At 62.7% G+C, this 26,826-nt stretch carries 25 protein-coding genes and 1 tRNA gene; 15 read left to right on the top strand and 11 right to left on the bottom strand.

Annotation, left to right across the window (positions count from 1 at the left end; all coding sequences use genetic code 11):
* Window positions 1-131: 131 nt before the first annotated feature.
* The 4 genes from NOX35_RS04690 to NOX35_RS04675 form a co-directional block, all read right to left on the bottom strand.
* Complete coding sequence (locus tag NOX35_RS04690) at window positions 132-1,115, bottom strand: tripartite tricarboxylate transporter substrate binding protein (protein WP_232538126.1); 984 nt, start codon at window positions 1,113-1,115, stop codon at window positions 132-134.
* A gap of 181 nt (window positions 1,116-1,296) precedes the next feature.
* Window positions 1,297-2,925, bottom strand: a complete 1,629-nt coding sequence (locus NOX35_RS04685; RefSeq protein WP_256495890.1) for a sel1 repeat family protein — start codon at window positions 2,923-2,925, stop codon at window positions 1,297-1,299.
* A gap of 189 nt (window positions 2,926-3,114) precedes the next feature.
* The gene (locus NOX35_RS04680) at window positions 3,115-4,008 is read right to left on the bottom strand and encodes an N-formylglutamate amidohydrolase (protein ID WP_256495889.1); all 894 of its coding nucleotides are present in this window, start codon (window positions 4,006-4,008) and stop codon (window positions 3,115-3,117) included.
* An 11-nt stretch (window positions 4,009-4,019) separates the two neighbouring features.
* Window positions 4,020-5,009 (bottom strand): tripartite tricarboxylate transporter substrate binding protein BugE, encoded by a 990-nt coding sequence (locus NOX35_RS04675; RefSeq protein WP_182285755.1) that lies wholly within the window; start codon window positions 5,007-5,009, stop codon window positions 4,020-4,022.
* 158 nt (window positions 5,010-5,167) lie between these two features.
* Between NOX35_RS04675 and NOX35_RS04670 the strand changes: the two genes are divergently transcribed.
* Entirely contained in the window at window positions 5,168-6,073 is a 906-nt protein-coding gene (locus NOX35_RS04670; RefSeq protein ID WP_256495888.1) for a LysR substrate-binding domain-containing protein, read from the top strand.
* Window positions 6,074-6,162: 89 nt separating this feature from the next.
* Here NOX35_RS04670 and NOX35_RS04665 read toward each other — a convergent pair whose 3' ends face one another.
* Complete coding sequence (locus NOX35_RS04665; RefSeq protein WP_182287102.1) at window positions 6,163-6,438, bottom strand: hypothetical protein; 276 nt, start codon at window positions 6,436-6,438, stop codon at window positions 6,163-6,165.
* Between the two features lie 72 nt (window positions 6,439-6,510).
* Between NOX35_RS04665 and hemA the strand changes: the two genes are divergently transcribed.
* The 8 genes from hemA to NOX35_RS04625 all read left to right on the top strand — a co-directional run bounded on the left by hemA (window position 6,511) and on the right by NOX35_RS04625 (window position 14,947).
* Window positions 6,511-7,815: a glutamyl-tRNA reductase gene (gene hemA, locus NOX35_RS04660; RefSeq protein WP_182285753.1), complete on the top strand. Its 1,305-nt coding sequence runs from the start codon at window positions 6,511-6,513 to the stop codon at window positions 7,813-7,815.
* A gap of 124 nt (window positions 7,816-7,939) precedes the next feature.
* Window positions 7,940-9,019: a peptide chain release factor 1 gene (gene prfA, locus NOX35_RS04655; protein WP_256495887.1), complete on the top strand. Its 1,080-nt coding sequence runs from the start codon at window positions 7,940-7,942 to the stop codon at window positions 9,017-9,019.
* Window positions 9,020-9,117: 98 nt separating this feature from the next.
* Window positions 9,118-11,094, top strand: a complete 1,977-nt coding sequence (locus NOX35_RS04650) for a PEP/pyruvate-binding domain-containing protein (protein WP_256495885.1) — start codon at window positions 9,118-9,120, stop codon at window positions 11,092-11,094.
* Window positions 11,095-11,103: 9 nt separating this feature from the next.
* Complete coding sequence (locus NOX35_RS04645) at window positions 11,104-11,637, top strand: SUKH-3 domain-containing protein (protein WP_256495884.1); 534 nt, start codon at window positions 11,104-11,106, stop codon at window positions 11,635-11,637.
* A 31-nt stretch (window positions 11,638-11,668) separates the two neighbouring features.
* Window positions 11,669-12,526, top strand: coding sequence for a peptide chain release factor N(5)-glutamine methyltransferase (gene prmC, locus NOX35_RS04640; protein WP_256495883.1), 858 nt, complete (start codon window positions 11,669-11,671; stop codon window positions 12,524-12,526).
* 127 nt (window positions 12,527-12,653) lie between these two features.
* Window positions 12,654-12,974 (top strand): Grx4 family monothiol glutaredoxin, encoded by a 321-nt coding sequence (grxD, locus tag NOX35_RS04635; RefSeq protein ID WP_003058519.1) that lies wholly within the window; start codon window positions 12,654-12,656, stop codon window positions 12,972-12,974.
* 31 nt (window positions 12,975-13,005) lie between these two features.
* A complete protein-coding gene (locus tag NOX35_RS04630) occupies window positions 13,006-13,464 on the top strand; it encodes a ribonuclease HI family protein (protein ID WP_182285748.1) in 459 nt (152 codons plus the stop codon).
* Between the two features lie 97 nt (window positions 13,465-13,561).
* Window positions 13,562-14,947 carry a hemolysin family protein gene (locus NOX35_RS04625; protein ID WP_182285747.1) on the top strand — a complete coding sequence of 462 codons (1,386 nt, stop codon included), beginning with the start codon at window positions 13,562-13,564 and terminating at the stop codon, window positions 14,945-14,947.
* A 109-nt stretch (window positions 14,948-15,056) separates the two neighbouring features.
* On the opposite strand, the gene NOX35_RS04620 is transcribed toward NOX35_RS04625, so the two are convergent.
* Together NOX35_RS04620 and NOX35_RS04615 are read right to left on the bottom strand one after the other, a co-directional pair.
* Window positions 15,057-15,710, bottom strand: a complete 654-nt coding sequence (locus tag NOX35_RS04620) for a lytic transglycosylase domain-containing protein (RefSeq protein WP_182285746.1) — start codon at window positions 15,708-15,710, stop codon at window positions 15,057-15,059.
* 12 nt (window positions 15,711-15,722) lie between these two features.
* Window positions 15,723-17,465 (bottom strand): proline--tRNA ligase, encoded by a 1,743-nt coding sequence (locus NOX35_RS04615; protein WP_256495881.1) that lies wholly within the window; start codon window positions 17,463-17,465, stop codon window positions 15,723-15,725.
* Window positions 17,466-17,559: 94 nt separating this feature from the next.
* Here NOX35_RS04615 and NOX35_RS04610 point away from each other — a divergent pair, with 94 nt between their 5' ends.
* Entirely contained in the window at window positions 17,560-18,264 is a 705-nt protein-coding gene (locus tag NOX35_RS04610) for an RNA pyrophosphohydrolase (RefSeq protein ID WP_182285744.1), read from the top strand.
* A 53-nt stretch (window positions 18,265-18,317) separates the two neighbouring features.
* Here the strand turns inward: NOX35_RS04610 and proB are convergent, their stop codons facing one another.
* The 4 genes from proB to rplU all read right to left on the bottom strand — a co-directional run bounded on the left by proB (window position 18,318) and on the right by rplU (window position 21,425).
* On the bottom strand, window positions 18,318-19,457 hold the full coding sequence (gene proB / locus NOX35_RS04605) for a glutamate 5-kinase (protein WP_034381631.1): 1,140 nt from the start codon (window positions 19,455-19,457) through the stop codon (window positions 18,318-18,320).
* A gap of 110 nt (window positions 19,458-19,567) precedes the next feature.
* On the bottom strand, window positions 19,568-20,683 hold the full coding sequence (gene cgtA / locus NOX35_RS04600) for an Obg family GTPase CgtA (protein WP_182285743.1): 1,116 nt from the start codon (window positions 20,681-20,683) through the stop codon (window positions 19,568-19,570).
* A gap of 156 nt (window positions 20,684-20,839) precedes the next feature.
* The gene (gene rpmA / locus NOX35_RS04595) at window positions 20,840-21,097 is read right to left on the bottom strand and encodes a 50S ribosomal protein L27 (RefSeq protein ID WP_003058534.1); all 258 of its coding nucleotides are present in this window, start codon (window positions 21,095-21,097) and stop codon (window positions 20,840-20,842) included.
* 16 nt (window positions 21,098-21,113) lie between these two features.
* Window positions 21,114-21,425 (bottom strand): 50S ribosomal protein L21, encoded by a 312-nt coding sequence (rplU, locus tag NOX35_RS04590; protein ID WP_003058536.1) that lies wholly within the window; start codon window positions 21,423-21,425, stop codon window positions 21,114-21,116.
* A 356-nt stretch (window positions 21,426-21,781) separates the two neighbouring features.
* On the opposite strand from rplU, the gene NOX35_RS04585 reads away from it, so the two are divergent.
* From NOX35_RS04585 to NOX35_RS04565, 5 genes are all read left to right on the top strand, one after another.
* Window positions 21,782-22,711: a polyprenyl synthetase family protein gene (locus NOX35_RS04585; protein WP_182285742.1), complete on the top strand. Its 930-nt coding sequence runs from the start codon at window positions 21,782-21,784 to the stop codon at window positions 22,709-22,711.
* A 39-nt stretch (window positions 22,712-22,750) separates the two neighbouring features.
* Window positions 22,751-22,827, top strand: a tRNA-Pro gene (locus NOX35_RS04580).
* 139 nt (window positions 22,828-22,966) lie between these two features.
* Entirely contained in the window at window positions 22,967-24,709 is a 1,743-nt protein-coding gene (gene pilB, locus NOX35_RS04575) for a type IV-A pilus assembly ATPase PilB (RefSeq protein WP_182285741.1), read from the top strand.
* A gap of 24 nt (window positions 24,710-24,733) precedes the next feature.
* The gene (locus NOX35_RS04570; RefSeq protein ID WP_182285740.1) at window positions 24,734-25,951 is read left to right on the top strand and encodes a type II secretion system F family protein; all 1,218 of its coding nucleotides are present in this window, start codon (window positions 24,734-24,736) and stop codon (window positions 25,949-25,951) included.
* The gene (locus tag NOX35_RS04565) at window positions 25,951-26,826 is read left to right on the top strand and encodes an A24 family peptidase (RefSeq protein WP_256495879.1); all 876 of its coding nucleotides are present in this window, start codon (window positions 25,951-25,953) and stop codon (window positions 26,824-26,826) included. Before NOX35_RS04570 ends, NOX35_RS04565 begins: the two co-directional genes overlap by 1 nt.

Genomic DNA, 26,826 nt, shown 5'->3' with positions numbered 1-26,826 from the left:
CGTAAGAAGCTTCTATATTCATAGCAAAACAAAAACCCGGACACTGCAAGGTGGCCGGGCTTTTTTGCGTTCACCACCTCCAATACTGGCACTTACAAATCAGGGCAGCCGCGCAAGCGCCTCAGGGGGTGTCAATCCAGCTTCGTGCCGGAGGCCTTGACGGCTGCCGCCCAGCGCGGCGTCTCGCCGGCCAGGAACTTGCCGAAGGCTTCGGAGCCCAGGAAGGCCGGGTCGGCACCCTGCTCCACCATGCGGCTCTTCACGTCAGGCATGCTCATCACCTGCTGGAAGGCATTGCTGAGCTTGGCCGTCACCTCCTTGGGCAGACCGGCAGGCGCCAGGAAGCCATAGAAGCCCACCACCTCGAAGCCCTTGAGGCCGGACTCGATGGCGGTCGGCACCTCGGGCAGCGCGGGGTTGCGCTCCTTGCTGGTCACGGCCAGCGCACGCACCTTGCCCTGCTTGTGATAGGCCGCAGCCTGCGGAATGCTCTCTGCCATGAACTGCACCTGACCGCCGATCAGATCGGTGAACGCAGGCGCACTGCCCTTGTAGGGAATGTGAACCAGATCCACGCCCGCTGCGCTCTTGAACATCTCTGGCACCAGATGGCTGATGCCGCCGTTGCCGGCCGAGCCGAAGTTGATCTTGCCGGGGTTGGCCTTGGCATAGGTCGTGAACTCGGTCAGCGTCTTGGCCGGCACCTTGTTGTTGACCAGCAGCGCCAGCGGCTGCATGGCGGTGCGGGCAATCGGCGTGAAATCCTTGAGCGTGTTGTAGGGCAGCTTGCTGTAGAGCGCAGGGTTGATGACCATCACACCGGTATTGGCCAGCATCAGCGTGTAGCCGTCGGCGGGCGAGCGCATCACGTCCTGCGCCCCCACGGAGCCGCCCGCTCCGGGCTTGTAATCCACCACCAGCGGCTGACCGAGCACACCTTGCAGCTTGTCGGTCAGCAGACGGGCATGCTGGTCCAGCGGGCCGCCGGCGGGAAAGCCCAGCACGATGCGGATGGGCTTGGTCGGAAAGGCGTCCTGAGCCTGTGCGCCCGCGGACAAAAGCAGGCTTGCGCCAGCCATCAGTCCGGCCAGCATATTCATTGAAGTCCTGTTCATTGTTGTCTCCTTGGTTTTAAAAATCATCGGCCGCGCAAGGCAATGCCCAGGCAAACCCGGCTCGGCCAACCTGCACCGGGCAGCGGCATTCGAGCCATGCCCTGAGCCACGGCGGGAGCCGGCCGGCATAAAAAAGCGCTTCTCGAGGGAAGCGCTTGCCTGCCAGAATGCCAAGCGGCAATCAGCGCTTGGGCTGCCAGGCCAAGGCCTTGTTCTGCTGCTCGGCCACCTGGGCAATGCTGAGCTTGTTGGCCGCTTCATCACGGCGCTTGGCGGCGTCGCCACCCAGCTCCATGGCTGCCAGGTTGTACCAGAAGTAGGCCCTGGCATAGTCACGCGGCACGCCCTGGCCCTGTGCATAGACCATGCCCAGGTTGTACTGGGCTGCGGCGTCGCCCTGTTCGGCCGCACGCTGATACCACTGCACGGCCTTGCCGTAGTCGCGCGCAGCGCCCTGGCCTTCGGCGTACATCACGCCCAGGCGGTTCTGCGCACCGGAATGACCTTGCTCGGCCGCTGCGGCATACCACTTCATCGCCTGAGCGGGGCTGGCGGTACCGCCCTGGCCATCGGCATACAGACGCGCCAGGTTGAACTGGGCCGAGGCATCGCCCTTGTCGGCCGCGCGGCGGAACCACTGCATGGCCGTCGCATAGTTCTGCGGCACGCCACGGCCTTCGGCGTACAAGGTGCCCACATTGTTGATGGCGGCAGCATGGCCTTGCTCGGCCGCCTTCTGATACCACTGCAGGGCCGTGCCGTAGTTCTGGGGCGTGCCCAGACCTTCGGCATAGATGGTGCCCAGGTTGTATTGGGCATCGGCATGATTCTGGTCGGCCGCGCGCTGGAACCATTGCGCCGCATAGGCAGGACTTTGCTCCACACCCAGACCGTAAAGATACAGACGGCCCAGATGGTTCTGGCCGTCGGCATTCCACTGCTCGGCGCTTTTCTGGAACCAGGACGCCGCCAGCTTGTAGTCGCGCGGGACGCCCACGCCATCCATATACATGCGGCCCAGGCTGTTCTGGGCCCTGGCGTCGCCCTGTTCGGCAGCGCGCTGCAGCCACTGGGCGGCCTGCACGGGGTCCAGCTTCACGCCCACTCCGTCGGACAGCATGGAGCCCAGTTGGTTCTGCGCCTGTGCATGGCCTTGATCGGCGGCTTTCTTGAACCAGTCTGCAGCCGTCATGTAATTGACGGCCACGCCATCGCCCTTGAGATAGCGCTGGCCCAGCTCGAACTGGGCCGTCACATGGCCTTGGGCGGCGGATTTCTCCAGCCACTGGGCAGCGGTGCTGAAGCTCTGGGGCACGCCCAGACCCTCCTGATAGAGGTGGGACAGGTTGTACTGCGCCACGGCATTGTTCTGCTGCGCCGCGCGGCCGTACCACTGGGCCGCCTCGCGATAGTTCTGAGGCACGCCCTGGCCGTTGGCATACAGCGCACCCAGGCTGTTCTGGGCACCCGCGTGCCCCTGCGCCGCGGCCTTGCGGAACCATTGTGCGGCCGTGGCGGCATTCTGGGGCACGCCCTGGCCGTGCACATACATCTCGCCCAGCTGGTTCTGCGCCTTGGCATCGCCGCGCTCAGCCTCCTGCAGCGGTCCGGCCGTGGAGGCCACGCGCGAGCCTGCAATCGGCAGCGGGCCATATTGCAGGCGGCTGAATTCAAACTGGGGGCCCGATGTGGCGGCTCTGGAATCGCGCAAAAAATTCATGCGACCTTCCGCACCGGTTTGCGCGGATGCGCTCTGGGCAAAGGCCGCCAGACTCGACATGACCAGCGCTGCGATGGGAGTGAACTTCATTCCGGTACGATTCCTAGACGCTTGTTGTTACATCAGACATACGATGACACCAACCTGCGAGCGTAACTGATTCTGATAGCAGTTTCGGTAAGGAATCCCTCAATCGCGGCATCCTAGCCACAGTTTTTTGACATTTGGCCGTGACATGAAAAAGCCCGGCAAAGCCGGGCCTGGAGCGATGGACAGGCTTCAGCGTCTGATCATCTGCTGGCGCACATAGTCCGCCAGCACCTGCATGAGCTTGGCAAAATGCATGCGCAGCGGCTCGAAGCCCGCATTCGGCTCGCGCGTGTCCTCGTCCATATAGACGGGGCGACGGATCTCGATCTGCATCGAGTGGCGATTGAGCTGCGGCTGGCCTATGCGCCCGATCAACTCCACCCCTTTATAGGGCTCGTTATAGGCCACGCTGTAGCCGAAGCCCTTGAGCGTATCGCCCACCAGATGGATGAACTCGGGCGCGCAGGTCGTGCCATCGCGGTCGCCCAGCACGAAGTCGGCCAGCGGCGGCGCATCGCTGCGACCCAGTCGCTGGTACACATCATTGGGCATGGAGTGCAGATTCAGATGCCACACAGACCCGAAGCGCGCCACGCTATCGTCGATGGCCTGCGCCAGCGCCGCGTGATAGGGGCGCCAGTAGCGCTCGATACGGTGCTGCACCTCGGCAACGGTGCGCTTGCGCTCATACAGGGGAGTGGCCACGCCGGCCTTGCTGATGCGCTGCCAGATCAGGCCCAGCCCCTGCTGGGTCTTGATGCTGGGCGACAGCGGCACCGGCCACTCGCCCTCGATCTGCGCGGGGTCCAGGTCGGACTCGTTGCGGTTCGGATCGACATAGGTGCGCGGGAAAGTCGCTTCCAGCAGCGTCGCGCCGAACTCGGGCCAGCGGCCCCAGAGCGCGGCCACATGCGTGTCCTCGCCACGGCGCAGCAGGCTCATGGGCACGACGGCGCCGAAATCCTCGGGATAGGCCGTGCCGCTGTGCGGCGAGTCGCAGACTATGGGCAGGACCTCGCCCCGGGCCGGGTGCACCAGCACCGGCTCGGCCGGTCTGGCTTGCAGAAAATCAGGCACAGACATTCAAACCTTCATCAGTCCAGCTTGATATTGGCGCGCTTGGCCACGGCCGTGTAACGCTCGATCGCGGTCTTGATCTGCTTGGCAAACTGCTCGGGCGTGTTGCCCATGGACTCGCCGGAGATGGACTTCTGCTTTTCCAGATAGTCAGGCGAAGCCATGACCTTGTGGGCCGCAGCGTTGAGCTTGTCGATGATCGCTTTGGGTGTGCCCGCAGGCGCCACCAGGCCGAACCAGCCGCCGTCACCCATCTGGGGGTAGCCCAGCTCGGTATAGGTGGGCACATCGGGCAGCACATCGCTGCGCTTGAGCGCCAGCACGGCCAGAGGACGCAGCTGGCCGGCCTTGATATGCGGCAGGGTCGAGGGCAGGTTGTCCGTCATGGCGTTGACCTGTCCTCCCAGCGCATCGGTAATCGCCTGGCCCGCACCCTTGTAGGGAATGTGCAGCAGCTGAATGCCCGCGAGGTTCATGAAGTTCTCGATATTGGCATGACCCAGGGAACCCGTGCCCGGCGATGCAAAGGTGTACTTGTCGGGGTTGGCCTTGGCCAGTGCAATGAATTCCTTCATGGTCTTGGCAGGCACGCTGGCGTTCACCACGAACACGCTGGGCACGCTCATCACATTGGTGATGGGAGCGAAGTCCTTGATCGCGTCATAAGGCAGCTTGCGGAAGATGGCGGGGTTGGAGCCATGGGTGGACACAGTGGCCATGCCGATGGTGTAGCCGTCGGGTGCCGCCTTGGCGATTTCAGTCGCCCCGATGGAGCCGCCCGCGCCGCCCTTGTTGTCCACCACCACGGACTTGCCGAGCACGATGCTCATTTTCTCGGCCAGCAGACGCGCCACCATGTCGGTGGAACCTCCGGCGCCAAAGGGCACAACCAGGCGGATGGGGCGATTGGGGTAGTCCGCTGCGGCATTGGCAGCGAATGCGGGGGACAGCGCCGCTGCCGCTGCGCAGGCGGCAATAGACGACAGAACGGTACGACGAATGGCCATGCGGCTTCTCCTTGGATCTCTTGAAAGACTGGTTATGGGTCGGTCCGGAGCGTTTCACCGGACGCTCCGACCTTTGTTTCATTCTGTGCTCCAGGCCGCATGGCGAAAAGCGACAAGACGGCACGCAAGTATTACCAACCGTCATAATCCAAACCGTCATGCGCATGCACTCCCCCTCCCTCTCCGAACTTCACGCCTTTGCCGCCGCTGCACGCCTGGGCAGTTACTCGCTCGCTGCGCAGGAGCTGTATGTGACGCAGGGCGGCATCAGCCGGGCCATCGCCAGGCTTGAGGAACATCTGGGCTTTGCCCTGTTCGAGCGCCTGGGCAGACGCAACGCGCTCACCGCTGCAGGACAGGACTATCTGCAGGCGATAGAGCCTGCCGTGATGGCGATAGAGGCTGCGTCGGCCGCCGCCCGCAGGCGCCGCCACGGGCCGCAGCTGCGCCTGTCCGTCATTCCCACGCTGTTCAGCCACTGGCTGATTCCGCGCCTGCCCGACTTCAACCGCCGTCATCCGCAGATCATGCTCTCCTTCGCGCCCTACCGGCGCGACGATCCGCTCAATGCGCCTGAGATCGATGCCTGGATTCGCGTCGGCAGCCAGCAATGGCCGGCGGGCGTGGAGGCCGAATATGTGATCGGCCGCGACCTGATACCCATCTGCCACCCGCGCGAGCTGCAGGGGCCAAACCCCATCCGCAGCGAGCAGGATTTGCTAAACCGCCCGCTGCTGTTTCACACCAACTACCCGGGCAACTGGGCCAGCTGGATGCAGGCCCGGGGCCTGAGCCAGCCCTGCCCTGCCCCGGTTGCGGACTTTGAGACCGTGGCCCTGCTGGTGCAGGCCGTGGCTGCCGGCATGGGCACAGCCATGGTTCAGCGCTGTCTGGTGGAAGAGGATCTGGCATCGGGACGCGTGGCTCTGGCGCTGAATGCGCCGGTGCATATCGAGCGCGGCTACTTTCTGTGCCAGCAAGGCAGCCGCTCTCCGACGGAGGCCTTAAAGCAGTTTCGCAGCTGGATACTGGAGCAGGCCGGTCCCAGGGCTGTCAGCGACTGAGGCCTGGCCAGACACTGGCGCGAATACAACAGACACTCTTGAGTCAGATCAAGATTTCACGCAAAACAGCTTTCCAGCCGGTACGCCAATCAGCGCCAGGCTCTGGAAAGCACCCACTGGCAGCAGGCACTTGTACAGACCAGTGCGGCATAAGCGAGCATCTTGCCGTCGCGTGAAAACAACCAGAGACTGACTAGCAAAACCGCCGCACCCAATATGAAATTAATAGCTACCTGCGCAATGAAGGATTGGGCTCCAGCCTTGTTTTGCTTTAAAAAGCGAGCACAGATTGCCAGGCCCAGAGCGAGAAAAAACGCCGGGGCGAGGAAGTTGAGTAAATGATTAACGCTCGCAACAAAATCCATGGCAACAATCGATTCCAAGGCTTTGAGCCCGGGGGGTGCCCAATTCGGTACTAAATTTTATAATCCCCTGTTATGGCAGTCTGGGCTTTAGGTATCAATCACCACACGGCGCCGCTCGATATGCGGGGCCGTTTTGCGTTCGCGCTCGATCAGATCGCGCCGACGCTGCAAGGCCTGCGCGCATCCCTGTCCCACGCGGGCCGGGTTCACAGTGGCGTGGAAACTGCCATCCTCTCCACCTGCAACCGCACCGAGATCTACTGCGCCGCCGACGCCCCGGCCATGGATCACACCATGCACTGGCTGGCCAACAGCGGCGGCGTAGCGCCTGAGCTGCTGCGCCAGCACTCGTATCTGCTGCAGGACGGCTCGGTCGCCCGTCACGCCTTCCGCGTGGCCTCGGGGCTGGACTCCATGGTGCTGGGCGAGGCACAGATCCTTGGCCAGATGAAGAACGCCGTGCGCGCGGCCGAGACTGCGGGAGCCCTGGGCACCACGCTCAACCAGCTGTTCCAACGCAGCTTTGCCGTGGCCAAGGAAGTGCGCAGCTCCACCGAGATCGGCGCGCACAGCATCTCCATGGCTGCCGCCGCCGTGCGTCTGGCCGGCCAGCTGTTCGAAGACCTGAGCAAGATTCGCGTGCTGTTCGTGGGCGCGGGCGAGATGATCGAGCTGGTCTCCACCCACTTTGCAGCCCGCAACCCCAGGCAGATCACCATCGCCAACCGCACCATGGAGCGCGGCGAGAAGCTGGCCGCCCAGTTCGGCGCCGGCACCATGCGCCTGGCCGACCTGCCCGAGCACCTGCACGAGTACGACGCCATCATCAGCTGCACGGCATCCACCCTGCCCATCATCGGCCTGGGTGCCGTGGAGTCCGCTCTCAAGAAGCGCAAGCGCCGCCCCATCTTCATGGTGGATCTGGCCGTGCCGCGCGATATTGAAGCCGAGGTCAAAGACCTCAACGACGTCTACCTCTATACCGTGGACGATCTGGCAACCGTCGTGCGCACCGGTCAGGCCCAGCGCCAGGCCGCCGTGCAGCAGGCCGAGGTCATCATCGACACCGGCGTGCAAAGCTTTATGCAATGGATGGACCAGCGCAATCCCGTGGGTGGCGCGGTCTCGCTGATCCAGCAGGTCAATGCCCAGGCAGACGAATGGCGCGCGCTGGAAATTGCCCGTGCCAAAAAGCTGCTGGCCAAGGGTGAAGACATCGACACCGTGCTGGAAGCGCTCTCGCGCGGCCTCACACAGAAAATGCTGCACGGCACCATGGCCGAGCTGCACAAGGGCGACGCCGAAGAGCGTGCCCAGACAGCGGACACCGTCTCCCGTCTGTTCCTGCGCGCCAGCCGCAACCCCAGCAAGCTTTAGCGGCGCTCGCCCGCTTTGGCGCTGCCGTCCTCGTGCAGCAAGGCCCGACCGTGGCCCGCCCTCCCTCTTTCCTGACTCCACAAAGGTGAGCACCCTCACCTTTCCCAAACTCTCGGTACCCCCTATGCAAGACTTTTTGCGCAACCAGCTCGAACGCTATGCCCAACGCCTGCAGGAGCTGGATTTCCTGCTCTCGCGCGAAGACATCATGGGCGACATGAAGCAGTACCGCACCATTTCGCGCGAGCATGCCGATGTGACGGCCATTGCCAGCCGCTACACCCGCTACCTGCAGACCGAAGCCGACATGGCCGCCGCGCGTGAAATGCTGGACGACCCCGACATGGCCGAAATGGCGCAGGAAGAGATCGGCAGCGGCGAGGCCGAGCTGATCAAGCTCGAGGACGAGCTGCAGCGCCTGCTGCTGCCCAAGGACCCCGACGATGCCCGCCCCGCCTTTGTCGAAATCCGCGCCGGCACGGGCGGCGACGAGTCGGCCCTGTTTGCCGGCGACCTGACCCGCATGTACACCCGCTACGCCGCCAACGTGGGCTGGAAGGTGGAAGTGATGAGCGCCAGCGAAAACGAAATCGGTGGCTACAAGGAAGTGGTGCTGCGCATCGAGGGTGACCATGTGTATGGCGCGCTGCGCTTCGAGTCGGGTGGCCACCGCGTGCAGCGTGTGCCCGCCACCGAAACCCAGGGACGCATCCACACCAGCGCCTGCACCGTGGCCGTGATGCCCGAACCCGATGAGGCCGAGGCCATCACGCTCAATCCCGCCGATCTGCGCATCGACACCTTTCGCGCCAGTGGTGCCGGTGGCCAGCACATCAACAAGACCGACTCTGCCGTGCGCGTGGTCCACCTGCCCACGGGCATCGTGGCCGAATGCCAGGACGGCCGCAGCCAGCACAGCAACAAGGCCAAGGCCCTGCAGGTGCTGCAGGCCCGCATCCAGGAAAAGGAACGCAGCGAGCGGGCCGCCAAGGAAGCGGCCATGCGCAAGGGTCTGATCGGCTCGGGCGACCGCAGCGACCGCATCCGCACCTACAACTTCCCCCAAGGCCGCCTCACCGACCACCGCATCAACCTCACGCTGTACAAGCTGCTGGCCGTGATGGAAGGCGATCTGGGCGATGTGATCCAGGCCCTGCAACATGCACGCGAGGCCGAGCTGCTGGCAGAGCTGGCCGCATCCTGAGGCCACAGGCATTGCCCTGCGGCAGGGAACAGCCTGGCTGTAGCCGGCTCGAACCCGGCCCGTTCGAACGACTCGCCAGAAATGGGGACAATTTCAAGATGACACAGCGCTTTTTACCGATTCTGGTGTCTGCTCTGCTATCGGGCCTGTTGTTCGCATCGACCGCCGCCCAGGCTCAGGCCTTGCGCAAGCCATCGGCCTATGACTCGGGTGCGGGAAGCCCGGTCGACGTCAGCGGCAACCGTAACGCTGCTGCCAGCCTGCCTGCGCTGACCAGCCGCGCCGATTTCGACCGCGTGGCCCGTATCTTCGACCCGGCCAGCGCCATGCCCCATGTGCTGTTTGTGATCGACCGCCACAGCAAGAGCGCACCGCTGCATTTCATCAACACGCCGCGCTATGCGTTTCACGAAGATTTCCTGCGTGCCAAAGGCCTGCTGCAGGGCGGCAAGCCTGCGCTCAACCGCAATTACCGCGAGCCGGACCGCCGCTTCATTCTCGGCACGCTGAGCTGGCAGCCCGCGCTCAAGGACTACAGCTACGAGTTCTGGGAGGGCGACCAGCTCACGCCCGGGCTGCTGCAGACCACGGCAGCTGCACTGAAAACCGGCTTCTTCGCCCCTGTGCGCTTCAAGGCCAACTCCACTCAGCAAGAAGCCGTGGCCCAGCAGGCCGGTATTGCAGCGGTCACCCAGGCCCAGTTGCTGGGTGCCCAGACCTATCTGCCGCTGAACCAGGGTCAGGCCGTGGGCCGGCTGCGCATCCTGAACCAGGCTGAAGAGGTGACTGATCTTCAGCCCAATGACATCGTGCTGCTGCCCGAAGTGCCCATCAGCCTGCCGCCCGTGGCCGGCGTGGTGACGGAAAGGCCGTCCACAGTGCTGTCTCATGTCAATCTGCTGGCGCGCGGCTGGGGCATACCCAATGCCTATGTGCAAAAAGCGGCCGAGCAATACGCTGCCTTCAACGGCCGCTGGGTGCATATCGACGTACAGCCCGCCAGCTTTGCGCTGCGCACCGCCACGGCTGCCGAACAACAGAGCGCGGAGCAGCAGGCACTGCGCCAGCCCGCCAAGGGCCGCAAGGTCTTGCTGCAGCCCGATCTGCGTCGCAGCGAGCTGGTACCCCTGGCCGCCCTGCGCAGCGCGGACCGCCGCCGCTGCGGTGCCAAGGCCGCCAATCTGGGCGAAATCCAGTCCGCCCGCCTGGCGGACGTCAGCGTGCCTGATGGCTTTTGCATTCCGTTCGCCGCCTATGCCGACTTCATGCGCGCCAACGGCCTGGCCGAGCGCATTGCCCGCATGCGCCAGCAGCCCGGTTTTGCGACGGATGCAGGCCTTCGAAAGCAGGCCCTGTCTGCTCTGCAGGCAGACATCGAGCAATGGCCCGTCAGTCCGGCCGCGGCCGATGGATGGGCACAGCGCTGGTCCGGCCAGCTAGGCAGCCAGGGCGTGTTCGTACGCAGCTCTTCCAGCTCCGAGGACCTGCCCAACTTCAGCGGAGCAGGCCTCTACACCACCGTGCCCAATGTGCGCAGCGGCACGGATCTGGCCGCCGCCGTGCGCAAGGTCTGGGCCTCGGTCTACAACTTCGAGGCCTGGGAAGCCAGACAGGCGGCGGGCATAGACGACGCTCAGGTGATGATGTCGGTGTTTGTACAAAAAGCCGTGGACGCCTCCGCATCGGGGGTGATGATCACCCGCGACCCCTTCGATGCCTCGCACCGCTACATGAGCTATATCGCCGCCAAGCGCGGCATAGGCATCCGCGTGGTCGAGGGCCGGCGGGTTGCAGAGCAAATCCTCTACTCCAGCCGCAGCAAGGCCGTGCAGGTGCTCAACCGCTCACAGGACGATGTGGCACTTCAGTTGGATGCCAGGGGCGGCGTGCGTGAAGTGGCGGTTGCGGCCGGCCGCGCCGTGCTCAGCGACGCATTGGTGCAGCGACTGGCCCGCGCCGGAGCCGGCATCAAGCAACGCTTTGGCGGCAGGGACCAGGACATCGAGTGGGCCGTACAGGGCGATCAGCTCATCATCCTGCAGTCGCGCCCCTTCATCTCGGCGCCCGGACGTTAAGAATCCGCCATGCTGAATTTCGAGTCACCTGTCGTGATTGAACTGCTGCAAGCCCAGGGCTGGACCCCGCAGCGAGAGGTCGCCATACCCACGCCTGTCCGGAGCGCTCTGGACCAGCAGCCCAGTCTGGCCTGCCACCCTGCCGTGGCTGCACTGCAGAACCTGGCGGGCTTGCATATAGGCCAGGTGGGCAAGGGCCGGGAATGCGCCAGCAGCGATATAGAGTTTGACTGGCTTGAAGCATATTTCACCGGCGAAGATGCGGACGACGCCCTGCTCTCCTGGGAACAGCGCCTGGACACCCGGCTGATAGCGCTTGCCGACGTTCACCATGCCCATGGCCAGCTGCTGATGGCGGGCGATGGACGCTGCTTTTCCTGGTCTTTTGCAGGCATGAGCTTCGAGGGCGAGAATCTTCAGCAGGCGCTGGAGCACCTGCTGCTGGGTATACGCTCGCGCCCCATGCTCGAGCCTGGCCAGCCATCGACCCAGTTGTACGGCACGCTCTACAAGGCGGGCGCCCCCGAGATATACCCTTGCTGAATTTCCGAAGAAGATCGCCTCCGGCCAAGCCATGACCGAATTCTCGCCCCCCTCTTTCTCCGTTGCCCAGGCCCTGCAGCAAGCCGCCAGCCAAGGCCTGGCGCGTGTCGACGCCCAGATGCTGCTGCTGCACCTGATGCAGCAGCCAGCGCATGCCCGCGCCTGGCTCATCACCCATGACGGCGATATGCTGGACGCCGAGCAGCAGGCCCGCTGGGGCCAGCTATGCGCCCTGCGCCAGCAAGGCACGCCTGTCGCCTACCTGACCGGAAGCAAGGAGTTCTACGGCCTGGATCTGGCGGTGGACAGCAGGGTGCTGGACCCGCGCCCCGATACCGAAACCCTGGTGGACTGGGCGCTGGAGCTCATGCCCGAAGGGCAGCCGGTCAGCGTCGTAGACCTGGGCACCGGCAGCGGAGCCATTGCCCTGGCCCTGCAAAGCCAGCGCCCCGCAGCCCGGGTCATTGCCGTGGACGCCAGCGCCGATGCCCTGGCCGTGGCCCGCAGCAACGCCGCCCGGCTCCAACTGCCCGTGCAGTTTGCCCACGGCAGCTGGCTGGAGCCCTTGAACGGGCAGGAACCTGTCGATCTGATCGTCAGCAATCCGCCCTATATCCGCGCCGACGACCCGCACCTGGCGGCACTGACCCACGAGCCACTGTCGGCCCTGGCCAGCGGCGCGGATGGGCTGGAGGACATACGCAGCATCATCGACCAGGCCCCGGCACACCTGAAGGCCGGCGGCTGGCTGCTTTTCGAGCATGGCTGGGATCAGGCCGAAGACGTGGCGCAGCTGATGCGGGCTGCGGGCTTCGGGCAGGTCCAGCACCGCCACGACCTGGCCGGCATTGCGCGCTGCACGGGCGGCTGCCGCCCTGACAAGGCTTGATTTCCAGAACTGAGCCCCCAAATATCCAGACAGCAAGATTTCCTCACAGCATCGCATTGCTTGCGGTCGGTGAAATAATTGCAGACATCGCGGCTGGTACCGCCATTTCCAAAATCCGGAGCCCACTATGAGCAACACTCAACAACGCATCGACGACCTGGTCAAGAACAACGACATCCTGCTGTTCATGAAGGGCAACGCCAGCTTCCCTCAGTGCGGCTTCTCCGGCCGTGCCATCCAGATCCTCAAGGCCTGCGGTGTGGATGCCAAGTCCATCGCCACCGTGAACGTGCTGGAAGACCAGGAAATCCGCCAGGGCATCAAGGACTACAGCCAGTGGCCCACCATCCCCCAGCTCTACATCAAGGGCGAATTCATCGGCGGCTCGGACATCATGATGGAGATGTATGAATCGGGCGAGCTGCAGCAAGTGCTGGCCGCCAAGTAAGCTCAAGCTGTCTGCAAGCCACCGGCCCCCGGTGGCTTTTTTCATGCCGCCCCCCAAGCCCGCGCCCGCCCATCACTGCTGCATCCATGTCGATGGCAGCGCCCTGCCCAACCCCGGCCCCATGAGCCTGGGCGTGTTGCTGCAGCTGCCCGATGGCAGTCGCCATACGCTGTCGCAGGATCTGCACCGCAGCGGCTGCAACAACGAAGCCGAGCTGCGGGCCCTGATGGCGGCCCTGACGCTGGCACGCGATCTCGGCGCGCGCAGCCTGACCGTGCGCACCGACTCCCGGGTGCTGCTGGAGCAGCTCGGCCCGCCCATGGCCAGGCCGGCACGGCCGATTGCGCGGCTCAGCCAGCTGTTCGAGGCCGCCCGTGCACAGATGCAGGGCTTTGACGAGCTGGTGCTGCAATGGGTGCCCAGACACCGCAATACCGAGGCCGATGCGCTGGCACGCATGGCCCATTCGGCAGCCGCGCTTCACCCCTGAAGCCAGTACAGCTGCCTGCCACAGGCTTTATGTGGTCGAATAGAGACTCCTTGATAACCGGCCGCAGGCACGTCGACGTGCCGCAGCAGCCCTGCCTATGAGTGTGTCCCAAAGCCTTGCGGTGATTGTTCTGCTGATTCTGCTCAGCGCCTTTTTCTCTGTGGCGGAGATTTCTCTGGCCGCCTCCCGCCGCCTGCGCCTGCGCCAGATGGCCGACGATGGCAATGAGGGAGCCGAGCATGCCCTGCGCGTACAGGAGCAGCCGGGCGAATATTTCACCGTGGTGCAAGTGGGACAGAATGCCGTCGCCATCCTCGGCGGCATCGTTGGTGAGGGGGCGTTCAGCCCCGCGCTGACCGAGTTTTTCTCGATCTGGTTCTCGCCCAGCCTCTCGACGACGCTCGGCTTCCTGCTCTCGTTTTTCATAGTCACCTCGGCCTTCATCCTGCTGGCCGACCTGTTGCCGCGCCGCATCAGCATGAACGAGCCCGAGCGCTATGTGGTGCGCGTGCTCGCGCCCATGCGCTGGTTTGTGGTGATCTTCAAGCCCATCATCTGGTTCTACAACCTGGCGACCGACACCCTGTTTCGCCTGCTCGGCCTGCCTGCCACGCGCGACGAGCGCATCACCAGTGACGACATCCTGGCCATGACCGAAGCGGGCACCAAGGCCGGCGTGCTGGCCGCCCGCGAACAGCAGGTGATTGCCAACGTGTTCGAGCTGGACTCGCGCATCGTGGCCTCGGCCATGACGCAGCGCGAGCGCATTGCCTTTTTCTTCAAGGATGACGCCGACGCCATCATTCGCGCCCGCATTGCCGAGGAGCCCTTCTCCACCTACCCGGTCTGCGACGGCGATATCGACCATGTGATCGGCTATGTGGACGCCAAGGACCTGTTCCAGCGCGCGCTCAACAACCAGCCTCTGTCCCTGCAGGATGAGTCGCTGATTCACAAGGTGCTCATCGTGCCCGACCGACTGAGTCTTGCAGAGGTGCTGGAGCAGTTCCGCATGGTGCACGAAGACTTTGCCGTCATCGTCAACGAGTACAGCCGCGTCGTCGGTGTCGTCACCCTGAACGATGTGATGAGCACGGTGATGGGCGATCTGGTCAGCCCTTCTGACGAGGAAGAGCAGATCATCCGCCGCGACGAGCATTCCTGGCTGATCGACGGCGTCACCCCCGTCGAGGATGTGATGCGCGTGCTGCAGCTGGACGATATGCCGCATGACGATGAATACGAAACCCTGGGCGGCTTCCTGATGGTCATGCTCCGCCGCGTGCCACGCCGCACCGATGCGGTGATCTGGGGCGGCTACAAGTTTGAAGTGCTGGACGTGGACAGCTACCGCATCGACCAGGTCATGGTGACCCATCTGCCCGAGCCCGGGGCCGAATCTGCCGCACCTTCGGCGGCCGCTGCGGCCAAGGTACAGGGCAGCGCTGCCCAGGCCCAGGCCAGCAAAAGCAGCCACTCCTGAATCAAGAGCTTCTTGCGCTTATTCCCAAAGGACTTCAGGTTCCTTTATTGCTGAAAACAATAAAAAGAGAGCGCCAGGCGCTCTCTTTTTTCTGTCTATCGCCACGGTATCAGACCGGCTGCGGCTCTTCCACCAGCCAGCGCCGCTGCGCGCCGAACACGGCATTCGGATACTGGGGCTGGCCCCGGCTGCCGTTGTAGCGGCCCAGTGCCATATAGGCATCGCCCTTTTCGCGATCCATGTAGTGGCGCAGGATCACGCAGCCGAAGCGCAGATTGGTCTGCATATGGAACAGCTTGCCGATATCGCCATCACCGATCAGCCGCATCCAGAACGGCATGATCTGCATATAGCCACGTGCACCCACGCTGGAGATGGCGTATTTGCGATAGCCGCTCTCCACCTGAATCAGGCCCATGACCATGGACACATCAAGGCCCGCGCGCTTGGACTCATACCAGACGGTCTGCAGGAACTCGCGCCGTGCCTGAGGATCGGGCTTGCGCTTGGCCAGCTTGTCGCTGCAAGCCACCAGCCAGCGCAGATAGCTCATGCGCGCCTCTGTGGAGGTGAATTCCAGCTCGGGCGGAGCCCCAGAGCCGGCCACCGCTGCACTCAGGGCCGTACGTACCGAATCCGCCAGCGGCTCCTCCAGCTGACCGCCCGCCCATGCGGTGTGCGGCAGCAGCCAGCCCGCCGATGGAACGGCTAGCGAGGCTGCAGCAGTCAGGCAGGAGCGGCGGCTGAGGAGGATTTCCGGCATTGAAACAGCAGCTTACAGGCCCAGGCGGTTCTTGAGATGACCCAGCACCTCATTTGTCGCCAGCTTTGTGGCTTCTGTGTCACGGCGCTGCTGGTACTCGACCACGCCTTCCTTCAGGCCACGGTCGCCCAGCACCACGCGGTGGGGCACGCCGATCAGCTCCCAGTCGGCCAGCATGGCACCGGGGCGCTCGTCGCGGTCGTCCAGGATCACATCCACGCCAAGTGCCAGCAGCTCGCCATAGAGCTTCTCGGCCTCGGTCTTCACGGCCTCGCTGCGACCCATGCCGATGGGGCAGATCACCACGGTGAACGGCGCAATCGCATCGGGCCAGATCATGCCGCGCTCGTCGTGGTTCTGCTCCACGGCAGCGGCAGGCAGGCGGGTCACGCCAATGCCGTAGCAGCCCATCTCGAAGTGCTGCGGCTTGCCGTTGTCGCCCAGGAACGTGGCGTCCATGGCCTTGGAGTACTTGGTGCCCAGATAGAACACATGGCCGATCTCGATGCCGCGCTCGATCGCCAGCTCGCCCGCGCCGTCGGGCGAGCGGTCGCCAGCCACCACATTGCGCAGATCCGCCACCACGGCGGGCTCGGGCAGGTCGCGACCGAAGTTCACGCCGGTGATGTGGAAGTCTTCCTCGTTGGCACCGCAGACCCAGTCGGCCATCACGGCCACATCGCGGTCCACCACGATGTTCACGGGCTTCTTGAGGCCGATGGGGCCCAGATAGCCGGGCTTGGCACCGAAATGCTCTTCGATCTCGCCCACGGTCGCGAAACGGAAGCCCGCAAGGCCCTCGACCTTGCCGACCTTGATCTCATTCATCTCGTGATCGCCGCGCAGCAGCAGCAGCCACACTTGCGACTTGATGATCAGACCCTTGTCGTCGAGCTCGTCCGTGGCCAGCACCAGCGACTTCACGGTCTGCGCCAGAGGCAGGCCCAGCTGCTCGGCCACAGCTTCGCAGGTGCTGTTGCCGGGCGTCGCGACCTTTTGCATGGCCTGGGCTGCGGCAGGACGGGCCTGGGTGGGCGCCAGGCTCTCGGCCTTTTCGATATTGGCCGCGTAGTCGCTGTTCGGACAGTAGACGATGGCGTCCTCGCCCGTGGAAGCGATGACCTGGAACTCCTCGCTCAGATCGCCGCCGATGGCGCCCGAATCGGCACGCACGGCGCGGTACTGCAGGCCGAAGCGGTCGAAGATGCGCTTGTAGGCTTCGCGCATGGTCTGGTAGCTGATCTGGGCCGCATCGCGATCCTTGTCGAAGGAATAGGCGTCCTTCATGATGAACTCGCGACCGCGCATCAGGCCGAAGCGCGGACGGCGCTCGTCGCGGAACTTGGTCTGGATCTGGTAGAGGTTCTTGGGCAGCTGCTTGTAGCTCTTGAACTCCTGGCGCGCGATATCGGTGACCACCTCTTCGGACGTAGGCTGGATCACGAAGTCGCGGCCATGACGATCCTGGATGCGCAGCAGCTCGGGGCCCATCTTCTCGAAACGGCCGGTTTCCTGCCACAGCTCGGCAGGCTGCACCACGGGCATGGTGGTTTCGATGGCGCCGGCACGGTTCATTTCCTCGCGCACGATGGCCTCGACCTTGCGGATCACGCGCAGGCCCATGGGCATGTAGTTGTAAATGCCAGCACCCAGCTTTTTGATCATGCCAGCCCGCATCATGAGCTTGTGGCTGACCACTTCGGCGTCGGCCGGAGCTTCTTTCAGGGTGGAGATGAGAAATTGGGAGGCTTTCATGGAACTGGCAATTCAGTGGAAATAGGCATGGCCCGCTTGTCGATCACAAGGGGCCATGCATAATGAACACAATTCAAAAATTTGGGGTTTGATTATGCTTGACCGGGACGGATTTCGCCCGAACGTCGGCATCATCCTGCTCAACCAAAGAAACCAGGTGTTCTGGGGAAAACGCATTCGCACCCACAGCTGGCAGTTTCCGCAAGGTGGCATTGATCGGGGTGAGACACCCGAGCAAGCCATGTTCCGCGAGCTGCACGAGGAAGTGGGGCTGAAGCCCAATCACGTTCGCGTGGTTGCCCGCACCAGGGACTGGTTGCGCTACGAGGTGCCAGACAGGTACATCCGCCGCGACGCGCGCGGGCATTACAAAGGCCAGAAGCAGATATGGTTTTTGCTTCAACTGGTCGGGCATGACTGGGACTTGAACCTGCGTGCCACCGACCACCCTGAGTTCGATGCCTGGCGCTGGAATGACTACTGGGTTCCTCTGGATGTGGTGGTCGAATTCAAACGCGGCGTCTATGAAATGGCGCTGACCGAGCTGGCGCGCTTTCTGCCGCGCGGCGAGCAGCAGCGCAACCGCTATCTGCGCAGCGGCATGCGACCACGCGATCAAGAGGCAGGCCAGAGCGCCGGCGGCACTCCCCATCCTGGGCAGCACCATCAGGTCATGTACCCTGCCCGCACAGGGAGCTTTCGCATCAACCCCGGCATAGAGCTGCCGCCTGGTGCCAGTTTTGACCCCGACCCGCAGACCGGCATAGACAATCCGCCCGATCACAAGCCTCTGCAATGAGCAAAGCCGTAATGCCTCACAGCATTACGGCTTTTTTTGGTGACAGCCGGTACTCAGTGTCCGGCAACCACCATATTGTCGCGGTGCATCATTTCGGGACCGGCCGAGTAGCCCAGCAGCGATTCAATCTCCGAGGAGCTCTTGCGACACAGCAGCCGCGCTTCGGCACTGGCATAGCTGGCCAGACCACGGGCGATCTCGGCACCGTTCTCATCACGCACGGCAATCACTTCGCCGCGCGAGAAATCGCCCTCCACGGTGATCATGCCTATGGGCAGCAGGCTCTTGCCTTCATCACGCAGCTTGGAGACGGCACCCGCATCCACGGTCACCGAACCACGCAGCTGCAGATGATCGGCAATCCACTGCTTGCGCGCCTGCATCTTGTGCGTGTTGGCAACCAGCAGCGTGCCAATGGACTCGCCACGCGTCAGACGCAGCAGCACGTCTTTCTCACGTCCCCAGGCGATCACGGTGGAAGCACCGGAGCCCGCCGCACGCTTGGCCGCCAGGATCTTGGTGATCATGCCACCCGTACCGATGGACAGGCCCGCACCACCGGCCATGGCTTCCAGCTCGGGGTTGCCGGCTTCGGCAACGTCGATGAACCTGGCATCGGGGTTCTTGCGCGGATCGGCGCTGTAGAGGCCGCGCTGATCGGTCAGGATGACCAGTGCATCAGCCTCGACCAGATTGGCCACCAGCGCGCCCAGGGTGTCGTTGTCGCCGAAACGGATCTCGTCGATCACCACCGTGTCGTTCTCGTTGATGACGGGCACCACGCCCAATTGCAGCAGCGTCAGCAGCGTGGTGCGGGCGTTCAGATAGCGCTCGCGATCGGCCAGATCCGCATGGGTCAGCAGCACCTGGGCACTGGGTACGCCTTCGCCGCGCAGCTTGGTCTCGTACATCTGGGCCAGCCCCATCTGACCGACGGCAGCAGCGGCCTGCAACTCATGCACCTCGGTCGGACGCGTGGCCCAGCCCAGTCGCTTCATGCCTTCGGCAATGGCGCCGCTGGAGACCATGATGACTTCGCGCTTGACGCCATCTTCACCATTCACCAATGCCGCCAGCTGGCGGCTCCACTCTTCAATGGCGGCCTCATCCAGACCACGACCTTCATTCGTAACCAGGCTGGAGCCGACTTTGACGACGATGCGACGGGCATCACGCAGCACATTGGAAGACATGAGAATTTACAGTGTTTTAAGCCTCTAACGCTTATGGAAAAAGCGCAAGGAGCTATTAAATTCAAAGCAAAACAGCGCACCAAGTGCGCTGCTGGGTTATACCCTCTAGCTTATTCCGGATCGTAAGAGGCGAAACGCGGATCGGTCATATCCAGACCAGAATCCTCACCTCCCGCAAAACGAGGATCGACTTCCTTGGGCGCCTGCTCCGCCAGTTGCTGGTTGTGCACATGCTCGAAGATCTTGCGGATCAGCGGCTCGCAGCCCTCACGGGTCAGCGCCGAGATCTCGAAGACCGGGCCCTTCCACTTGAAGCGCTTGACGAAGTCCTTGACCTTGGCGGCACGCTCTTCCTCGGGAACCATGTCCAGCTTGTTGAGCACCAGCCAGCGCGGCTTGTCGTAGAGCTCGGCGTCGTACTTCTTGAGCTCGGCCACGATGGCCCTGGCCTGCTCGACCGGGTCCACGCCTTCATCGAACGGTGCAATGTCCACGATATGCAGCAACAGACGCGTGCGCTGCAGGTGGCGCAGGAACTGGTGACCCAGGCCAGCACCTTCGGAAGCTCCTTCGATCAGGCCCGGGATGTCAGCCACCACAAAGCTCTGCTCGGCGGCCACGCGCACCACGCCCAGATTGGGATGCAAGGTGGTGAAGGGGTAGTCGGCAATCTTGGGGCGGGCGTTGGAGACGGCCGTGATGAAGGTGGACTTGCCGGCATTGGGCATGCCCAGCAGGCCCACATCGGCCAGCACCTTGAGCTCCAGCTTCAGGTTGCGGCGCTCGCCGGGATAGCCGGGAGTCTTCTGGCGCGGCGCCCGGTTGATGGCGCTCTTGAAACGCAGATTGCCGAAACCGCCGTCACCGCCCTTGGCGATGGTGATGACCTGGCCGGGCTCGAGCAGCTCGAACAGCACCTCGCCGGTATCCGCATCGCTGATGATGGTGCCCACGGGCATGTTCAGCGTGATGTCGTCACCGGCGGCGCCGAACATGTCGGAACCCATGCCGTGCTGGCCACGCTTGGCCTCGTGGCGACGCGAATAGCGGTAATCCACCAGCGTGTTCAGGTTCACATCGGCGACGGCGTACACATGACCGCCACGGCCGCCGTCGCCACCGTCGGGGCCGCCAAATTCCTTGTATTTTTCGTGCCGGAAAGACACGCAACCATTGCCGCCGTCACCGGCGGCAATGTCGATAAAAGCTTCGTCAACGAACTTCATGAGGCATCCAGTCTACAAAATCAGTGTGCACCAGAAGCTCCGGGCCACACCTGAGTGGTCTATTACCATGCCCCATCTGCCAGAAATCTGCTGCCTGGAGCCTTTTCAAACAACAAAGCCCCGACAAGTCGGGGCTTTGTTTGAGTCAAAGACGACTTATGCAGCCGTGATGTTGACTGTTTGCTTGGACAGAGCGCCCTTCACACCGAACGACACGTGGCCGTCAACCAGTGCAAACAGGGTGTGATCCTTGCCCACGCCAACGTTCTCACCGGGGTGGAACTTGGTGCCGCGCTGACGCACGATGATGGAACCAGCTGTCACCAGCTCGCCACCAAAGGCCTTCACGCCCAGCATTTTTGGCTTGGAATCACGTCCGTTACGCGTAGAGCCGCCGCCTTTTTTCTGTGCCATGACTTAGCTCCTAAAATTAAGCAGCGATTGCCACGATTTGCAGTTCGGTGAACTGCTGACGATGGCCTTGGCGCTTTTGATAGTGCTTACGACGGCGCATCTTGAAGATGTGCACCTTGTCGTGCTTGCCGTGAGCAACCACAGTTGCCTTTACAGATGCACCGGACACCAGGGGAGCACCAACCTTGATTTCAGCGCCGTTGCCGACGGCCAAAACTTGGTCGATCACGATTTCCTGGCCTACGTCCGCAGCAATCTGTTCTACCTTGATCTTTTCGCCAGCTGCAACGCGATACTGCTTGCCGCCGGTTTTTATGACTGCGTACATTGAAAACCTCTAAAGTCTGAGAGTTCCATGAAATGATTTCCACGGAGCCGGCAATTCTAGCACGCATGCATTTTTTCTGCTCTCATACCCCCAGGAAGCGCTTTGGGATCTCCGTACGCCGCGACGGAGCCCGCGCGAAATGGAATGCCAGGCGCAGGCTCGCGGCAAGGCTTGCTCCTTGCAAGCGACCGCAATGCCACAGACCGCCCGCAAAGCCTCTGTTCACTTGAACGGGCTCTGAGGGCACCACGCAAAACCCTGTTGCATCTTCCTATAATCGTAAGTCCACTTGGCGGTTCATCACCTTGACTACAGAAATTTCCACATCCAATCCGCTTGCCTTGATCGCAGATGACATGCGCGAAGTGGATATCGTCATTGCTCAGCGACTGACAACCAGCGTCCCCCTGATCGCACAGATCTCCCAATACATCATTGCCGCCGGCGGCAAGCGCCTGCGCCCGGCGCTGCTGCTGCTGATCGCCGGAGCCCTTGGCCACCAGGCCAAGAGCAAGTACATCCTGGCCGCCGTGGTGGAGCTGATTCATACCGCAACCCTGCTGCACGACGATGTGGTGGACGAATCCACGCTGCGTCGTGGCAGGGCCACGGCCAACGAGACCTTTGGCAACCCTGCCAGCGTTCTGGTCGGAGACTTTCTGCATACCCGCTCCTTCCAAATGATGGTGGAAGTGGGCAGCATGCGCGTGCTGCAAATCCTGTCCGACGCCACCAACGTGATCGCGGAAGGCGAAGTCCAGCAGCTCATCAATACTCATGATGCCTCGCTGAATGAGGCCGGCTATCTGCACGTCATCCGCTCCAAGACCGCCCAGCTCTTCGAGGCCAGCGCACAGCTGGCAGCCGTGCTGGCGGGTGCCACGCCCGAAGTGGAGCAGGCCTGTGCCGCCTATGGGCAGGCACTTGGAACGGCATTCCAGATCATTGACGACGTGCTGGACTACACCGGCAACACTCAGGAAATGGGCAAGAACCTGGGCGATGACCTGCGCGAAGGCAAATGCACCCTGCCCCTGATCGCCGCCATGCAGCGCGGCAGCGCCGAGCAGGCCGCCATCGTGCGCAACGCCATCGAGCAAGGCTCTACGGATCAACTGGATGCCGTGGTGGAAATCGTGCGCAGCACCGGCGCTCTGGACGTCGCCCGAGCCGCCGCGCACGCGGAAGCCCAGCGCGCCATTGATGCACTGGCCTCGCTGCCAAGCAATCCATACACCGCAAGTTTGCTACAATTGGCCTCTCAGCTTTTGGAGCGCCGCACCTGAATCGCCAGGTGCATCGAGGTGCTCGACAAACAAAGCCTGCGGGGTGTAGCTTAGCCTGGTAGAGCGCTACGTTCGGGACGTAGAGGCCGGAGGTTCGAATCCTCTCACCCCGACCAATCTCATTTTTTGTCGCAGTTTCTTGCGCCATGTTCAATGACGCGGCATTGGCGCATGCATGCGCCTCTGGCGACCTGCCGTTTGTCACAACAAGAATGGTAGGATAGGTCCTCTCCCACCTCTCCCAGACTTGGATACATGGCTGCTGCCGACAATCTGCAAAAGAACGCCCCTGCGCCCATTGCCATCCCTGGTATAGGCAGAGCCCTGATTTCTGCAGGAAAGGTTTCGCAGCAAGCCGCCGAGAACGCAGCCAAGAAAGCCGCCACAGGCAAGACCCCGTTCATTACCGAGCTCAGCCAGTCTGGCGAAATCAGCGCGCTGGAAATTGCCGAAACCATTTCCATGATGTTCAGCACTCCGCTGCTGGACCTCAACGCCATCGACGTCCAGCAACTTCCGCGCGAACTGCTGGACCCGAAAATCAGCAACGCCTATCGCGTGCTGGCACTCGGCAAGCGCGGCAACCGCCTCACCATTGCCACGGCAGACCCCACTCAGCAGGAAGCTGCCGAACAGATCAAATTCACGACCCAGTTGCTGGTGGACTGGGTGGTTGTCGAGGCCGACAAGCTGCAAAAGCTCGTCGAGCAGACCGGCAAGAGCGCCAGCGAATCACTGGACTCCTATTCCAGTTCCGGGGACTTTGACTTTGACGACGTCAAGATCGAGGATGCCCCCGAGGAAAAAGACAATGCCATCGGCGCCGAGGTCGAGGATGCGCCGGTCGTCAAGTTTCTGCACAAGATGCTGCTGGACGCCTTCAATATGCGCGCATCCGACCTGCATTTCGAGCCCTACGAACACAATTACCGCGTGCGCTTTCGCATCGACGGCGAGCTGCGCGAGATAGCCTCTCCTCCTATCGCGATCAAGGACAAGCTGGCCTCGCGCATCAAGGTGATCTCGCGCCTGGACATCTCGGAGAAACGCGTTCCGCAGGACGGCCGCATGAAGCTCAAGGTCGGCCCCGACCGCGTCATCGACTTTCGTGTCAGCACCTTGCCCACGCTGTTTGGCGAGAAGATCGTGATCCGTATCCTGGACCCAAGCTCGGCCAAGATGGGCATCGACGCCCTGGGCTACGAGCCCGAGGAAAAAGAGCGCCTGCTCAAGGCCATCAACCGCCCCTACGGCATGATTCTGGTCACCGGCCCCACGGGCTCGGGCAAGACCGTGTCGCTCTACACCTGCCTGAACCTGCTCAACCAGCCGGGCGTGAACATTGCCACCGCCGAAGACCCCTCCGAAATCAACATGCCCGGCGTCAACCAGGTCAATGTGAACGAGAAGGCCGGCCTGACCTTTGCCGCTGCGCTCAAATCCTTTCTGCGCCAGGACCCGGACATCATCATGGTCGGCGAAATCCGCGACCTGGAAACCGCCGACATCTCGATCAAGGCCGCCCAGACCGGGCACCTGGTGCTGTCCACGCTGCACACCAATGACGCTCCGACCACGCTGACGCGCATGCGCAATATGGGCATCGCCCCTTTCAATATTGCCTCCAGCGTGATTTTGATCACCGCCCAGCGTCTGGCTCGACGCCTGTGCGCGCAGTGCAAGGAGCCTGCCGACATACCGCGCGACGCCCTGATCGAGGCGGGCTACGATGAAGCCGAACTCAACGGCAGCTGGGTCAGCTACAAGCCTGTCGGCTGCCCGGCCTGCAACAATGGCTACAAGGGACGTGTCGGTATTTATCAGGTGATGCCCATCAGCGAAGAAATTCAACGCATCATCTTGCGTGACGGCAGCGCCCTGGAGATTGCCGCACAGGCCAAGGCCGAAGGAGTACGCTCTCTGCGCGACTCGGGCCTGCATAAAGTCAAGCTGGGTCTGACCTCACTCGAAGAAGTGCTGGCGGTCACCAACGAATAAAACCAGTATTAGTGAGGGAAGGCCATGGCAAGCGCAGCGTCCAAGGGAATCAAGGAATTTCTCTTCGAGTGGGAAGGCAAGGATCGCAACGGCAAGATCGTTCGCGGCGAGACTCGTGCCGGCGGAGAAAACCAGATCCAGGCCATGCTGCGCCGCCAGGGTGTGACGCCGTCCAAGATCAAGAAGCGCAAGACCCGCGGCGGCAAGAAGATCAAGCCCAAGGACATTGCACTGTTCACGCGCCAGCTGGCCACCATGATGAAGGCCGGCGTGCCGCTGCTGCAGTCTTTCGACATCGTGGGCCGTGGCAACACCAATCCCAACGTCACCAAGCTGCTCAACGACATCCGCTCCGATGTGGAAACCGGCACCTCGCTGAGCGCCGCCTTTCGCAAGTTTCCGCTCTATTTCAACAGCCTCTACTGCAACTTGGTGGAGGCCGGCGAGGCCGCCGGTATTCTGGAATCGCTGCTGGACCGTCTTGCCACCTACATGGAAAAGACGGAAGCCATCAAGTCCAAGATCAAGTCGGCGCTGATGTACCCCACCTCGGTCATGATCGTGGCTTTCGTCGTGGTGACCGTGATCATGATCTTCGTGATTCCGGCCTTCAAGGAGGTCTTCACCTCCTTTGGCGCCGACCTGCCCGCGCCCACGCTGCTGGTGATGGGCATCAGCGATTACTTTGTCCAGTACTGGTGGCTGATCTTTGGCGTGCTGGGCGGCGGCATCTATTTCTTCATGCAAGCCTGGAAGCGCAACGAGCGCGTGCAGCAGTTCATGGACCGCACCATGCTCAAGCTACCCGTCTTCGGCGTGCTGATCGAGAAGTCCTGCGTGGCCCGCTGGACACGTACGCTGTCCACCATGTTTGCAGCCGGCGTGCCGCTGGTCGAGGCGCTGGACTCCGTGGGCGGCGCCTCGGGCAATTACCTCTACAGAAACGCCACCGACAGGATCCAGTCGGAAGTCTCCACGGGCACCAGCCTGACCGTGGCCATGGCCAATGCCAATATCTTCCCTTCCATGGTGCTGCAGATGTGCGCCATCGGCGAGGAATCGGGCGCCATCGACCATATGCTGGGCAAGGCCGCCGACTTCTATGAAAGCGAAGTGGACGAAATGGTGGCGGGTCTTTCCAGCCTGATGGAGCCCATCATCATCGTCTTCCTGGGTACCTTGATCGGCGGCATCGTGGTGTCCATGTATCTGCCTATCTTCAAGCTGGGTCAAGTGGTCTGATGATTTCCGAACTGGTGTTGAATGCCGCTGCCGGCGGCGTGCTGGGCTTGCTGATCGGCAGCTTTCTGAATGTGGTGATCCACCGCCTGCCGCTGATGATGGAGCAGCAATGGCATGCCGAAGGCGTGCAATGGGCCGAGGAACAGAAGGAGAAGGACCAGGGCGCCAGAATCGAGCTGCCGCCGGCCAAGCCTGCCATCACGCTGAGCCAGCCTCGTTCGCGCTGCCCGCATTGCGGCCATCAAATCGCCTGGTACGAGAACATTCCCGTGCTGAGCTATCTGTTTCTGCGCGGACGCTGCGCCCAGTGCAAAAAGCCCATCAGTCTGCGCTATCCCCTGGTGGAACTGGTCTGCGCCGCTTTGTTTGCCTTCTGTCTGGGCCGCGACGGCCTGAGCGCCACCGGCTTTGCCTGGTGCGGCTTCAGCGCGGCGCTGCTGGCGCTCGCCTTGATAGACTGGGACACCACGTTCTTGCCGGACTCCATCACTCTGCCCCTGCTCTGGGCCGGCCTGATCGCCTCCGCCCTGCAATGGACCAGCGTGCCTCTGCAACAATCGCTGTGGGGCGCCGTCGCAGGCTATATGTCGCTATGGCTGATCTTCTGGGCCTTCAAGCTGGCAACAGGCAAGGAAGGCATGGGCTACGGCGACTTCAAGCTGTTTGCCGCACTCGGTGCCTGGTTTGGTTGGCAGGCACTGGTACCCATCATTCTCATGGCTTCGGTCGTGGGCGCCGTCATCGGCATTGCACTCAAGATCAACAGCAAGCTGCGAGAAGGCGGCTATGTACCCTTCGGCCCCTTTCTCGCCGGCGGCGGTTTCGTCAGCCTGATCTGGGGCCCGCAGGCGGTGCTCAGCTTTGCAGGCCTGTAG

The organism is Comamonas sp. C11, from assembly GCF_024496285.1.
In the GTDB taxonomy this organism is placed as follows: domain Bacteria; phylum Pseudomonadota; class Gammaproteobacteria; order Burkholderiales; family Burkholderiaceae_C; genus Comamonas; species Comamonas testosteroni_F.
The sequence above is the reverse complement of the archived record's forward strand: the minus strand, read 5'-3'. Positions and strand labels throughout refer to the sequence as shown.